A 12,143-nucleotide genomic window follows, 5' to 3' on the forward strand; every position below is an offset into this window, starting at 1 on the left:
CGGAAATCCAGCAGAACTTGTTGCAACATGCTCCAAGTAATTGCTGTCAGCTCTCTGCGGGGTCACAAGTCGCAGATGACGGAAAGCTGAATTCCGTTTCTTCCCTGTCTAATGTGCCCGAAGAAAATCTGAGCTGCCGACGAATTCTATACAAATAAGCAGGATTCAAACTCGGAACGTGATTGTAGAATTGCGACGCCCAACGCTTAGGCTTTCACAGTTCGCCGATTTGAGTTTCTTGGCCACACCAAAACAAACCGACGCATTAAACTTCGGTTTTTTGACATATCAGCCACCAAAATCATCAAGCATGATGTCTTCACGGTCCACGCCAAGATCCAGCAGCATGTTTATAACAGACTGGTTCATGATCGGTGGTCCGCACATGTAGAATTCGCAATCTTCCGGCGCCGGATGGTTCTTGAGGTATTCTTCGAACAACACGTTATGGATAAAACCTGTGTAGCCGTCCCAATCATCTCCAGGCTGAGGATCAGACAAGGCAACATGCCATTCAAAGTTTTCGTTTTCTACCGCGAGTGAGTCGAAATCCTCGACAAAGAACATCTCTCGCTTGGACCTAGCCCCATACCAAAAACTAATTTTTCGTTTCGTTTTCAATCTTTTGAGCTGATCAAAGATGTGGCTGCGCATCGGTGCCATACCCGCACCTCCGCCTATGAAGACCATCTCCTTTTCTGTGTCGCGCGCGAAGAATTCACCAAAAGGGCCGGAGATCGTAACTTTGTCACCTGGTTTCAAGTTGAAAATGTAGGACGACATCTGACCCGCAGGTATGCCCTCTGATCCCGGCGGCGGCGAAGCCACCCGAACGTTGAGCATGATCATACCCTTCTCTTCTGGATAGTTGGCCATGGAGTAAGCACGTTCAATCGGCTCGGCAACCACTGACTTGTATTGCCACAAATTGAATTTGTCCCAGTCTTCGCGATACTCCTCATCAACGTCGAAATCGGTATACGCCAGCTGGTGCGCTGGCGCCTCGATCTGAATGTAGCCTCCAGCACGGAAATTCACATCCTCGCCTTCAGGTAAGTCCAGCGTCAGGGCCTTGATAAAGGTCGCAACGTTTTCGTTCGAACGAACGGTACATTCCCACTTCTTGACACCAAAGACCTCCTCCGGAACTTCGATATCCATGTCCTGCTTGACTGCCACCTGACAGGAAAGCCGATCCCCACAAGATGCCTCTCGCTTAGTGATATGGCTCTCTTCAGTCGGCAGTATTGATCCGCCGCCCGAATGAATGCGCACGCGGCACTGTGCGCAGGTTCCACCGCCCCCGCAAGCGGACGGGACAAACAGCTTCTCTGCCGCCAGCGTTTGCAAAAGCTTGCCACCAGCAGGGACCGAAATCGTTTTTTCACCGTTGATGGTGATATTCACGTTACCGGTCGAAACCAACCGCGACCGGGCGGCCATGATAACCGAGACCAGCGCGAGAACGATCAAGGTAAATAGGATGACGCCTAAGCTGAACGTTTCCATAGGCCCCTCCTTAAAGCTTCACGCCTGAGAAGGACATGAAAGCCATCGCCATCAAGCCCGCCGTGATAAAGGTGATACCCAGACCCTGCAATCCGTCAGGAATATCGGAATATTTCAGCTTTTCCCTGACACCGGCCATTGCCGTGATGGCCAAAGCCCATCCAAAGCCCGAGGAGAGACCGTAAGTCGCCGCTTCAGCGAAGTTGTAATCCCTCTCGACCATGAACAAAGACCCGCCCAGTATGGCGCAATTTACGGTAATCAAAGGCAGGAAAATACCCAATGCGTTGTACAGAGGTGGAAAATACTTATCGAGGATCATCTCTAGGATCTGCACCATAGCCGCGATGACGCCAATATAAGAAATCAAACCAAGAAAAGTTAGGTCAACATCCGGGAACCCTGCCCATGCCAGTGCGCCTGGTTTCAGCAGATAATTCAGCAACAGATTATTTGTGGGTACTGTAATGGCCTGAACCAGCATCACTGATATACCCAAGCCGAGCGCAGTCGAGATCTTCTTCGAAACGGCGATAAAGGTGCACATACCCAGAAAGAAGCTGAGCGCAAGGTTTTCAACAAAGATGGCCTTTACGGCCAATGAGATAAGCCCTTCCATCAGTGCGCCTCTACCTGTTGAATTTTGTATTCACGCTCTTCGACTTGGCTGGGTTTCCAGGTTCGGAAAGCCCAAATAATCAGCCCGATAATGAAAAACGCGGAGGGCGGCAAAAGCAACATGCCGTTCGGCACGTACCAGCCCCCGTTATTCACGGTCTGCAAAATTGTAATGCCAAATAGCGACCCCGCCCCAAACAATTCGCGGATGAAACCTACCAGCAACAGGATCAGGCCATAGCCCATGCCGTTTCCCATCCCGTCGATGAAAGACGCGACAGGTGGGTTTTTCATTGCAAAAGCTTCGGCACGGCCCATCACAATGCAGTTGGTGATAATAAGGCCAACGAAAACCGACAGGGTCTTAGAAATCTCGAAAGCATATGCTTTGAGGATTTGATCCACCAAAATCACGAGCGAGGCAATGATCACCATCTGCACGATGATCCGGATTGAACCGGGTATCTGATTGCGTAGGCAAGAAATGAAAAAGGATGAGAACGACGTTACAAAGATAACGGCCAGCGCCATAACCATTGACACTTGCAGCGACGAGGTCACCGCCAAGGCCGAACAGATGCCGAGTACCTGTAATGTGATCGGGTTATTGTCGACAAGCGGGTCGACCAAAAGCTCTTTTCTTGTCTGCGACATCAGAACTCTCCTGCTTGCAGTTTGGCCAGAAACGGAGCGTAACCCGCGTCACCCATCCAGAATTTCACAAGGTTATCGACCCCAACCGATGTCAGAGTGGCACCAGCCAACGCATCAACATAAAAGTCGGGTCCGGCGGCAGGTTGTGTCTTTGACACCGTGATCTGAAGATCGCCTGCATCATCACGCAACTTTTTTCCGTTCCACAATGCTTTCCAACGCGGATTGTCGACCTCGGCGCCCAGTCCGGGGGTTTCGCCATGCTGATAAAACTGCAAGCCAAAAATATCGTTGCCGTTATTTTCCAACGCGATGAAACCGTAAAGCGTCGACCAGAGACCGTAGCCGTGCAGAGGAAGAACGACTTTATCCAATTCACCGGATTGATCGCGCAATAGAAATATAACGCGGTAATTGGATCTGCGGCCAATTCCTGCCGGATCATCATCCAGCGCGACACTCAGGTCCGGGTCACTGGCGGCAGCGATATCGTCGAACGTCGTTGGGTCGAATTGATCATCGACGAATTCACCAGTCTCCAGCTCCAGCACATGCGGCTCGAACGCGGCAAAGGCCTCGGTGACGTCGATGCCGGGTTCATAGACGCCTGCCACCTGCAAAACGTTAACCTGCCTGTCCTTCAGGCGGTTGGCGTCCTGAACTGGTCGAAGGCTAACTGCAGCGGCGGAAACCACCATCGAGGCGACTAGGCAAACGGCAACAGCCACAAAAATGGTCTTGCCAACCGAATCCGGCGAAGCCGCCAGGAACCTGGCGATTGCACCTTTTTGCTCAGGGGGTTGCGTATCAGACATGGCGACGCGCCCTCCGTTTGATGTTGGCTTGAACGACAAAGTAATCAATCAGTGGCGCAAAGACGTTGCCGAACAAAATGGCAAGCATCATTCCTTCAGGAAATGCCGGATTAACCACGCGGATCATTACGACCATCACCCCAATCAGTGCACCGTATATGTAGCGACCCAAGTTGGTATGGCTCGCAGAAACAGGTTCGGTGACCATGAATGCTAAACCAAAGGCATAGCCCCCGATTACTAGATGCCAGTACCACGGCATGGAAAACATCGGATTGGTGTCCGACCCAATCAGGTTAAGCAACATCGTAAAGACAATTGTGCCGGCTAAACATCCAACGATCAGCCGATAGTTTGCTATTCGTGTCACTATCAAGAAGGCAAGGCCGATCATACAAGCCAATGTTGAAGTCTCGCCAAAGCTTCCTTGGATCTGACCAAAAAAGGCGTTCCACCAGGTTATGCCATCCGCAGCGAGCGCTTGATAGCCCTGAGAAGCTGAAACCGACAATGCAGTCGCCCCAGAAAAGCCGTCGACCGGTGTCCAGACCGTGTCGCCCGACATATTTGCCGGGTAAGCAAAGTACAGGAATGCCCTACCAACCAACGCAGGGTTGAGGAAGTTTTTGCCTGTTCCGCCAAAAACTTCTTTGCCGATCACCACGCCAAAGATGATGCCTAAAGCCACCTGCCAAAGGGGGGCGGTGGCTGGCATGATTAGCGTATAAAGCATTGATGTTACAAGGAAACCTTCGTTCACTTCGTGTCCGCGCACGGTAGCGAAGATAACCTCGAAGATGCCGCCAGCGACCAGCGTGACGATGTATATCGGTAGGAAATACATCAATCCATGCATTACATTGGCAAAGACGCTTTCGGGGTTCAGAGAAATTCCAATGGCTTGCAGAATGGAGATCCGCCACCCGGTTGCGGATTCTGGACCAAGCACTTCAATGGCCGAATTCGCCTGATACCCGGTGTTGTACATCCCCCACAATATACAAGGGATCGTAGCTATCACGACGTAAGTCATGATCCGTTTCATATCCACGTAAGACCGGGCATGTGGCGCAACAGATGTTACTGTTTTCGGAGTATAGATGAAGCTTTCCACCATCTCGTAGATGGGAAAGTACTTTTCGTATTTGCCGCCTTTGGTGAAGTTCGGCTCAATCCGGTCAAAGAAGCTGCGCAAACCCATTTGGCTCAGCCCTCCTTTTCAATCTTTGTCAGACAGTCGCGCAACGCCAGCCCGTATTCATACTTTGCCGGGCACGCAAAACCCACGAGACCCAGATCCTCTTCATCCAGCTCCATTGCACCCAAAGCCTGTGCTGTATCAGTGTCCATGACCAGCAGCGCGCGCAAAAGTTGTGTGGGTAAATAATCCTGGGGCATTAATTCTTCGAATGTACCAGTAGGAACCATTGCGCGTCGCCCACCATTCAGATTTGAGGTGAACGCGAATAGTTTTTTGGCGAACGCAGAACCAAGCACAGGTTGTACCGCATATTTGGATGGCATTGGTAGAATCCATCCTAAAGTTATTTGATCGTGGTCTTCGCGGATTATGGCAATTTGCCGTGCGAAACGGCCTAGGTAAGCTGTTGGACCGTCCGCAAGGTACCCTGACAGGATCGAGCCCGAGATGATCCGAGCCGTGCCATCCACGCTGATCTCATCCCGGGTCAAGTCTTCGGTTGAAGCACCCATTACCGTACGGATCAGGCGCGGCAGACGCGCAGCCGGTCCTGCCAATGAGACCACCACATTGGGATCAAGGTGCCCTGTCTGAAACAGACGCCCGATCGCTATCACGTCTTGAAAGCCAATTGTCCAAACCTGTTTATCGCCTACAAGCGGCTCCAGAAAATGGATATGCGTTCCCGCCAGCCCAGCAGGATGAGGCCCCGAAAATGCAGCCACCTCGACCCCCGGCAAATCATCTCCGGGGATAGAATCTCCATCGCGCTGGCAAAGATAGGTCTTTCCATCCGTCAGTTGTGATACCGCAGCCAGACCATCAGAAAAGGCCTCTGGCGCATCGTTTATTATCACCGCAGCGTCCCCGGCCAACGGATCTGTGTCGATCGCGGTCACAAAGATTGCTGTGGGTTTGCTTCCGGGTACAGGCATCTTTGAATAGGGTCGCGTGCGGAAGGCAGTCCATAAACCTGCAGCGCATAACTTGGCGGTTACACCTTCAGCACTAGTTGCGTCGCCAATCTCGGCAAAATCGACGCCTTTGTCATGGACATCAGAAACTTGGATGACAACGCTTTGTAACACACGGCGCGCACCCCGGTTGATAGCTACTACCCTTCCGCTGAGAGGGGCAACCATCAATGCTTCTGGAGCATCCTTATGACAAAACAACGGCGCGCCGCGTTGAACCTCGTCACCCTCCTGGACCAACATTTTAGGCTTTAGTCCGACGTAGTCACCACCCAAAACCCCTACGGTCGAAAATTCAGGTCCTGGTTGGATTTCCTGCGCCGGTGCGCCCTGAACCGGCAGGTCCAATCCTTTTTTCAGTTTGAAAGTTTGCATGTCACTACGTTCTTCCAAGCCTTTTACTTGCACCAACAGTTCTCGATGATCCGAAGGTAACCCCATCCGCTACAAATCATCGTATCGGAGGTGCCGCAATTTCATCAACAGCTAGTTGGAAACAGCTGACCTTAACCCGATTACGGCTCCTTTACGCGGGGACGAATGCAAACGCAAACCCGATACAGACCAAATCGCGACATCAATACCACATTATGGGTGGAATGCGGAAATTGAGTGCAAATACGCGTATCAAATTTGGCTGTCGCCCCCACCTCACAACCGGTGTAAGGAACCACGATGGAAGACACCGATGATCTTGAAATTTTTCTGGTCGCCACGCCCGGCCTTGAGACACCGCTTTGCGCAGAAGCGATCCAGTTAGGATTTACCGAAGCACAGGCTGTTGCGGGTGGCGTTTTATGCCGCGGCGATTGGTCCGAAGTATGGCGCGCAAATCTGGTCTTGCGGGGCGCCAACAAGGTTCTGGTGCGATTGGGTGGTTTTCCAGCTGTTCACCTTGCGCAATTAGACAAGCGAGCTCGAAAATTTCCGTGGTTCAACGTGTTACGCCCAGATGTCCCTGTAAAAGTCGAAGCAATCAGTCGAAAGTCCCGTATATATCATGCCGGTGCCGCGCGGCAGCGGGTGGAACGCGCGATAACAGAATCGTTGGGCGCTCCCATTTCGACAAACGCCAAATTGCGCGTCCTTCTTCGGATAGAAAAGGATATCTGCACCTTCTCTGTCGACAGTTCAGGAGAGCCGCTCCACAAGCGTGGCCATAAAGTGGCTGTCGCCAAGGCCCCAATGCGCGAGACGATGGCCGCCATGTTCCTCCGAGAGTGTAGCTTTGATAGATCAGAACCTGTTTTGGACCCGATGTGCGGCTCAGGAACTTTCGTAATCGAAGCGGCTGAGATTGCACTCGGTTTACTCCCCGGGCGTACACGACACTTTGCTTTCGAGGAACTTGCAACTTTTGATCGCGCTCGTTGGCAGAAGATGCGCAGCACCACTCAAGAATACAAGTCCGGCTTGACTTTCTTCGGCTCGGACAGAAACGCCGGAGCTGTTGAAAGCGCCAAGGCCAACGCGGAACGGGCAGGTGTCAACGAAGTTACCCAGTTTCTCCAAAAGTCTTTAAGCGATATTAAAGCCCCACCAGGCCCCTGCGGCTTGATCATTGTAAACCCCCCTTACGGTGGAAGAATAGGCGACGACAAGCGGCTGCGGTCTTTGTATGGCAGTCTTGGCAAAGTTCTGATCGCCCGTTTTTCGGGATGGCGAGTTGGATTGGTCACCAGCAATTCATCACTCGCTCGCGCCACCCGCTTACCCTTATTGCCGCCTGGTCCGGTGGTAGATCACGGCGGCACAAAGATCAGGTTGTATCGCACCGATCCTTTGAGATGAGTGTTCAATTTTTTCCGGAAACCCAACAGATATTCCAATCCCGGCGAAACGGGTTTTCGTGTTATGTTTGGGAAATCCCTCTTGCGCACCCACATCCCGAAGTATAGATCACGCGCCACGGTCGGAGTGTAGCTCAGCCTGGTAGAGCACTGTCTTCGGGAGGCAGGGGTCGGAGGTTCGAATCCTCTCACTCCGACCAAATCAACTGCTTGATGTGTATGACATCTTTTGCAGTTGCTTCCATCAGCACGCACCGTCGTGCAAGTGTCTGTCACTCTCTCGTCACTCGCAGCACCGCGTTGCCCCGCTATTGGAGTGACCGGAATGGCAACAATCAGGAAGCGTGGAAACAAGTGGCAGTGCATCGTCAGACGTCGCGGCCGCACGGCAAGCAAGTCGTTCGAACGACGCTCGGATGCGATGAAGTGGGGAAGCGCCGTTGAAGCGCAGACCGACGCAATCGGGGGAGCCTTGCCGACACCGGCAAGCAAGCAGGCAGATGCGCTTCAGTTGCTCACCCTTGCCGATGCACTTCGCCGTTTGGTGGAAGACATGCCGGGTGAGCGCTGGCGACTCGAGGCATTGGCACGTTCCAAGGTGGCCAGATCGCGGGTCGAAGCGCTGAGCGTGGAAGATTTTTCGACTTGGCGCGACGAGCGCCTACAAGATGCGAAGCCGTCTACAGTGGTTCGCGAGTTGTCGATTATGCAAACAGCAATTGACCGAGTACTTGGCGACATCGGAAGAAACGCGAACCCGGTCCGGCACGCGAAACGGCCAAGGATCAAGGAACAACGCGATCGCAGGTTGACTGACGACGAATGGCAACGATTGCTTCGATCGGCGGACAGGTGCCTTAACCCCTACTTGAAACCAATTCTGGTTCTCGCGAGAGAGACTGCGATGCGGCGTGGTGAGCTCCTTTCGATGGAGTGGCAGCATGTCGATCTTGGTGCATGTACGGTGTTTCTGCCTAGATCCAAGAACGGGCACTCAAGACTCGTTCCGTTGTCGCCCACAGCCGTCGAAGTATTGCGCGCTCTACCGCACACAGACGCGTGTGTGATTCCTCTGAGCGCAAACTCTGTTCGAATGGCGTGGCAACGTCTGCGCGCACGGGCAGGTGTCGAAGACGTCAGATTGCATGATCTTCGCGCGCAGGCCGCAACGGACAAATTGCTCGCAGGATGGTCTGTCGCTGAAGTGCAAATGCTGACGGGCCATCGTGATGCAGGCGTGCTGCTCGAACGATACGCCCGACTGCGGGCGTCCGACATCGTCGCCAAGCTTCACGCAAGCGAATGACCAACCCCATGAAGTTTTGTTTCAGCACACGCCCCCGCCTTCGGCTTGGTGGGATAGTTGAGCAGAGTGGAACAATGTTACGCCATGCATGCTGACGTGCCACAATGTACCACTAATTTATTGTTTTTATTTAATTTTCGCGATCACAAACTTGACCAAACCAACCCAATTTGATACGATCCTAATAACGGCCAAGACCTGCAGACTGCATTGACAGCAACATCGTCACGCCGAGGAAATTCACCCAACAAATCGGCCGAGGTCAATGAGCGATCCAGCCCAACAGTCACTGTGCAGCACCGCAGAAGCTGCCGAATTTCTGGGCATCAGTCCGGCCTCGCTCAACCGATTGCGAAGAAGCCACGATGGGCCGCCAGCGATTAGGATCAATGCGCGTGTGTTTCTCTATCGGCGATGTGACCTGGCCACTTGGATACGTAGGCGGACACAAATTGGACCACCGACAAACTCGTCGGATCGAGGTCGCGAATGCAGCACACTACCCCAACTCGAAAAGGATATCGAAAAGTGAGCATGAAAGAATTGCAAAGGTCTGGTACTCTACCTCCTGCCCCACCCTCAAACGGCTACAGAGATCGCGATGATGGCGAACCGGATCCTCGTAGCGAGATGAAAGAGTTCGTGCTCTCCTCAAGAGAAACCCAAGTGAGGAGCTATCGCGATTGGATCCATGATTGGCTCTCGAACGAGCGGAGACGAGAGTATCTGCGCGAAATGGCGAAGGAGTTTGCTGAAAGAGAGGCAAGCATTAGTGAGGAAGAGTTCTTCCAGGCGTACGTTGGCGTTGACATCGATATCATAAAGGAGGCAGACGCCTGGTTTGAAAAGCCGCAAACGTTTGATCTACCTAAGGCAATTGTACAAGTGTTTGGGCAACTTGAAGAGGCATGGGAACTTGCAGACTTGCTCGGCTTGAATGACGACGACGCGCGCGGGTTCCGTGACCTCTGGTAATTGACACAAAGACCTCTTTCGACACCGGGTGAACTGCAAGATCATTGATTGAGATGTCGTTCGGTCCCACACCAAGCAGACCAGAAATTTTGACGTCTTTGTCATCAATATCCTGAACCATCCCGCCAGCTGCAGGCTGTGTCTGCGCAAGTTCATATGAGTAAATAGCACCTGAAACTGAATCCCCAACAAACAGTGTGCCGTCGGGACTGAATGCAAGTACGCCTGCATCCTTGATAGGAGGCGCAGAGTTTTCCGCCGCCGCTGAAGATAGTCCTGCAGTGAAAGTCAAAACTAATGTAAAGGCCTGAACCAAGCCCTTTTTCGGGTGCGTCATCACGATTGATACTCCTTCTGAGACAACTCACCTGTTCTATAGTCAGAAAATAAGACGTTAAGTGTCGTATTATTTCCAAGTAGTTGTGGCAATTCGACGAAGTTTTAGGCGAACCGAAACCCTATCGATCTGAACAACTTCAACGCTCCGTTTTGTCAAATTTCAGGCCAACCAAAACGCTTTGAAACGCGCCCTCAACATCACTTTTTCCGGGCCTCAAAAAGAAATACCGAACGTGCTTTGCGGACAAAACGGTTCTTGCGGAACCAAAACCACTCACTGAGGTCATTCTCCAGCCAAAGAACACGCCGCGCTGCAGACGGCTGGCGACGACTTGAGCGGCCCTCGGATCTGGGTGAAAAATCCGTATTATTGGATGTACGGGTCATAAGTGGAAGTAAAATCTTCCCTAGTTATTTTGATTAAATCCCCGCGTATTGTTGTTGAATACATGAAACTGAGCCTGATACGTGGGTATTTAATATTCCTCGTTTGCAATGTGATTGCCCAAATCTGAAGAATGAAGTCGGCGCTAGAAAACATAAAACCGGTTCGACGGAGTTTTCAGATAACAAACCCGCGGGAACTTCAACGACGCTGTACAGAACACCTACGACCTGACGACGTCGTCGTTCGGAGACAAGAAATCACCGCTGTGAAATACGTTGGCTTTCTTTCGCGCATCAGAATTTAACGGGTTCTATTGGTCGGACTGCTCATTCCTATGCAAACATTCAACTCACGCCTACCACGGCAACACAATCGCCAGATTTTATGAGGCCAGGAAAGTGGCGGCTGATCAACAGCCCTTCGCGGCGCGCGTAATATTCTCGAGGCGGCACCCCTGTACGATCCAACGGCCAAACCCGAGCAATCAACTCGCCTTTTTCCACCCGGTCGCCCAGATCAATCACCGCCTCGTGCAGTCCTTCGCCATCGCTGAACAAGAAACAGTCTTCATCGGGCATCGTCACATTTATTGTCGGGTCCAACTGCATCTCACCTTGCAGAATCCCGGCGTGGATAAGCACGTTGCGCAGACCTTTTTTAGCTATTGCGTTGGTCTGCGCAGTGGACGTGCCGCCGCCGCCCAATTCAGTTGTGACCAGAACTCTTCCCAGATTTTCGACGGCTGTATCGTACATTCCCAAGTTGTCGATCTCCAACAATTGTACGGAATACGGTGCGTTGAACGCCTTCATTGCAGCGAAACATTCCTTCTGCGTTTTCTTGTCATCCAAGATATGCGCTGCGGCAAATGGTACGAAGTCAAGTGTCTTGCCGCCGGAATGAAAATCAACCGCAATATCAGCCATTGGCAACAATGTGCGTTGAAAATAATCTGCTATTTTTTCCGTAACCGTTCCGTCAGGTCGCCCAGGAAACGAGCGGTTCAAGTTTCCTTTGTCAATTGGTGAAGTGCGGCTGCCCGACAGAAAGGCGGGATAATTGAAGGCGGGGACAACAATAAGCCGCCCTGATACATCTTCGGCCCGTGTCGTTACAGCCAACTCGTGCAGTGCTATTGGCCCCTCATATTCATCGCCATGATTGGCACCGGTTAACAATGCGGTAGGACCCTTTCCATGCTGGATTACCGTCAGCGGGATCATGATCGAACCCCAAGCGCTGTCATCCCGACTATACGGCAATCTCAGAAACCCATGGTGAACACCATCTTGATCCAAAGGAATCGTCGGCGAGATTGGGTTCGCTTTCATCGGCTAGTCCTTAACCAACATTTTACGCGGCACGTTTGAGAGGCACTCAGGATTTGTCTGACCAATACGAATGGTCTCGGTAATTTCAAACCCCCAATCCTCCATCCAGAGTCCTGTCATAAAGTGGAAAGTCATATTCTCTTGCAAAACTGTTGTATCGCCGGGGCGCAACGACATCGTCCGTTCACCCCAATCTGGTGGGTAACTTATTCCGATCGGATAGCCGGTACGATTGTATTTCTC

The 12,143-nt window shown here is 52.0% G+C and carries 11 protein-coding genes, 1 tRNA gene and 1 pseudogene; 4 read left to right on the top strand and 9 right to left on the bottom strand.

Features of this window, described 5'->3' with window-relative positions:
• Positions 1-288: 288 nt before the first annotated feature.
• The 6 genes from nqrF to AC2FNV_RS19725 are packed head-to-tail and all read right to left on the bottom strand — an operon-like array spanning position 289 to position 6,146.
• Positions 289-1,509, bottom strand: a complete 1,221-nt coding sequence (nqrF, locus tag AC2FNV_RS19700) for an NADH:ubiquinone reductase (Na(+)-transporting) subunit F (protein WP_170605671.1) — start codon at positions 1,507-1,509, stop codon at positions 289-291.
• A 10-nt stretch (positions 1,510-1,519) separates the two neighbouring features.
• Complete coding sequence (nqrE, locus tag AC2FNV_RS19705; RefSeq protein ID WP_170480069.1) at positions 1,520-2,128, bottom strand: NADH:ubiquinone reductase (Na(+)-transporting) subunit E; 609 nt, start codon at positions 2,126-2,128, stop codon at positions 1,520-1,522.
• Positions 2,128-2,781 (bottom strand): NADH:ubiquinone reductase (Na(+)-transporting) subunit D, encoded by a 654-nt coding sequence (locus AC2FNV_RS19710; protein ID WP_170480067.1) that lies wholly within the window; start codon positions 2,779-2,781, stop codon positions 2,128-2,130. The genes nqrE and AC2FNV_RS19710 overlap by 1 nt, the downstream gene beginning before the upstream one ends.
• Complete coding sequence (locus AC2FNV_RS19715) at positions 2,781-3,596, bottom strand: Na(+)-translocating NADH-quinone reductase subunit C (RefSeq protein WP_170605669.1); 816 nt, start codon at positions 3,594-3,596, stop codon at positions 2,781-2,783. The genes AC2FNV_RS19710 and AC2FNV_RS19715 overlap by 1 nt, the downstream gene beginning before the upstream one ends.
• Positions 3,589-4,797 carry an NADH:ubiquinone reductase (Na(+)-transporting) subunit B gene (locus AC2FNV_RS19720; RefSeq protein ID WP_170605667.1) on the bottom strand — a complete coding sequence of 403 codons (1,209 nt, stop codon included), beginning with the start codon at positions 4,795-4,797 and terminating at the stop codon, positions 3,589-3,591. The genes AC2FNV_RS19715 and AC2FNV_RS19720 overlap by 8 nt, the downstream gene beginning before the upstream one ends.
• A gap of 5 nt (positions 4,798-4,802) precedes the next feature.
• Complete coding sequence (locus AC2FNV_RS19725; RefSeq protein WP_170605767.1) at positions 4,803-6,146, bottom strand: Na(+)-translocating NADH-quinone reductase subunit A; 1,344 nt, start codon at positions 6,144-6,146, stop codon at positions 4,803-4,805.
• 300 nt (positions 6,147-6,446) lie between these two features.
• Between AC2FNV_RS19725 and AC2FNV_RS19730 the strand changes: the two genes are divergently transcribed.
• From AC2FNV_RS19730 to AC2FNV_RS19745, 4 genes are all read left to right on the top strand, one after another.
• Positions 6,447-7,562: a THUMP domain-containing class I SAM-dependent RNA methyltransferase gene (locus AC2FNV_RS19730; RefSeq protein ID WP_170605665.1), complete on the top strand. Its 1,116-nt coding sequence runs from the start codon at positions 6,447-6,449 to the stop codon at positions 7,560-7,562.
• A 122-nt stretch (positions 7,563-7,684) separates the two neighbouring features.
• Positions 7,685-7,761 (top strand) — tRNA-Pro (locus AC2FNV_RS19735).
• A gap of 125 nt (positions 7,762-7,886) precedes the next feature.
• Entirely contained in the window at positions 7,887-8,867 is a 981-nt protein-coding gene (locus tag AC2FNV_RS19740; protein WP_170605663.1) for a tyrosine-type recombinase/integrase, read from the top strand.
• 265 nt (positions 8,868-9,132) lie between these two features.
• Positions 9,133-9,399, top strand: coding sequence for a helix-turn-helix transcriptional regulator (locus tag AC2FNV_RS19745; RefSeq protein ID WP_170605661.1), 267 nt, complete (start codon positions 9,133-9,135; stop codon positions 9,397-9,399).
• Between the two features lie 336 nt (positions 9,400-9,735).
• On the opposite strand, the gene AC2FNV_RS19750 is transcribed toward AC2FNV_RS19745, so the two are convergent.
• The 3 genes and pseudogenes from AC2FNV_RS19750 to AC2FNV_RS19760 all read right to left on the bottom strand — a co-directional run.
• The gene (locus AC2FNV_RS19750) at positions 9,736-10,179 is read right to left on the bottom strand and encodes a hypothetical protein (protein ID WP_170610619.1); all 444 of its coding nucleotides are present in this window, start codon (positions 10,177-10,179) and stop codon (positions 9,736-9,738) included.
• Between the two features lie 734 nt (positions 10,180-10,913).
• The gene (gene doeB / locus AC2FNV_RS19755) at positions 10,914-11,900 is read right to left on the bottom strand and encodes a N(2)-acetyl-L-2,4-diaminobutanoate deacetylase DoeB (protein ID WP_170605657.1); all 987 of its coding nucleotides are present in this window, start codon (positions 11,898-11,900) and stop codon (positions 10,914-10,916) included.
• A 3-nt stretch (positions 11,901-11,903) separates the two neighbouring features.
• Positions 11,904-12,143: pseudogene (locus AC2FNV_RS19760) on the bottom strand (ectoine hydrolase DoeA); the annotation flags it as partial.

The organism is Ruegeria sp. BHSA163 (genome assembly GCF_059613365.1).

What these genes read in the sequence shown, in the direction of transcription:
- nqrF (WP_170605671.1), bottom strand. Translation starts at nt 1,509, where the DNA reads ATGGAAACGTTCAGCTTAGGCGTCATCCTATTTACCTTGATCGTTCTC.
- nqrE (WP_170480069.1), bottom strand. Translation starts at nt 2,128, where the DNA reads ATGGAAGGGCTTATCTCATTGGCCGTAAAGGCCATCTTTGTTGAAAAC.
- AC2FNV_RS19710 (WP_170480067.1), bottom strand. Translation starts at nt 2,781, where the DNA reads ATGTCGCAGACAAGAAAAGAGCTTTTGGTCGACCCGCTTGTCGACAAT.
- AC2FNV_RS19715 (WP_170605669.1), bottom strand. Translation starts at nt 3,596, where the DNA reads ATGTCTGATACGCAACCCCCTGAGCAAAAAGGTGCAATCGCCAGGTTC.
- AC2FNV_RS19720 (WP_170605667.1), bottom strand. Translation starts at nt 4,797, where the DNA reads ATGGGTTTGCGCAGCTTCTTTGACCGGATTGAGCCGAACTTCACCAAA.
- AC2FNV_RS19725 (WP_170605767.1), bottom strand. Translation starts at nt 6,146, where the DNA reads ATGCAAACTTTCAAACTGAAAAAAGGATTGGACCTGCCGGTTCAGGGC.
- AC2FNV_RS19730 (WP_170605665.1), top strand. Translation starts at nt 6,447, where the DNA reads ATGGAAGACACCGATGATCTTGAAATTTTTCTGGTCGCCACGCCCGGC.
- AC2FNV_RS19740 (WP_170605663.1), top strand. Translation starts at nt 7,887, where the DNA reads ATGGCAACAATCAGGAAGCGTGGAAACAAGTGGCAGTGCATCGTCAGA.
- AC2FNV_RS19745 (WP_170605661.1), top strand. Translation starts at nt 9,133, where the DNA reads ATGAGCGATCCAGCCCAACAGTCACTGTGCAGCACCGCAGAAGCTGCC.
- AC2FNV_RS19750 (WP_170610619.1), bottom strand. Translation starts at nt 10,179, where the DNA reads ATGACGCACCCGAAAAAGGGCTTGGTTCAGGCCTTTACATTAGTTTTG.
- doeB (WP_170605657.1), bottom strand. Translation starts at nt 11,900, where the DNA reads ATGAAAGCGAACCCAATCTCGCCGACGATTCCTTTGGATCAAGATGGT.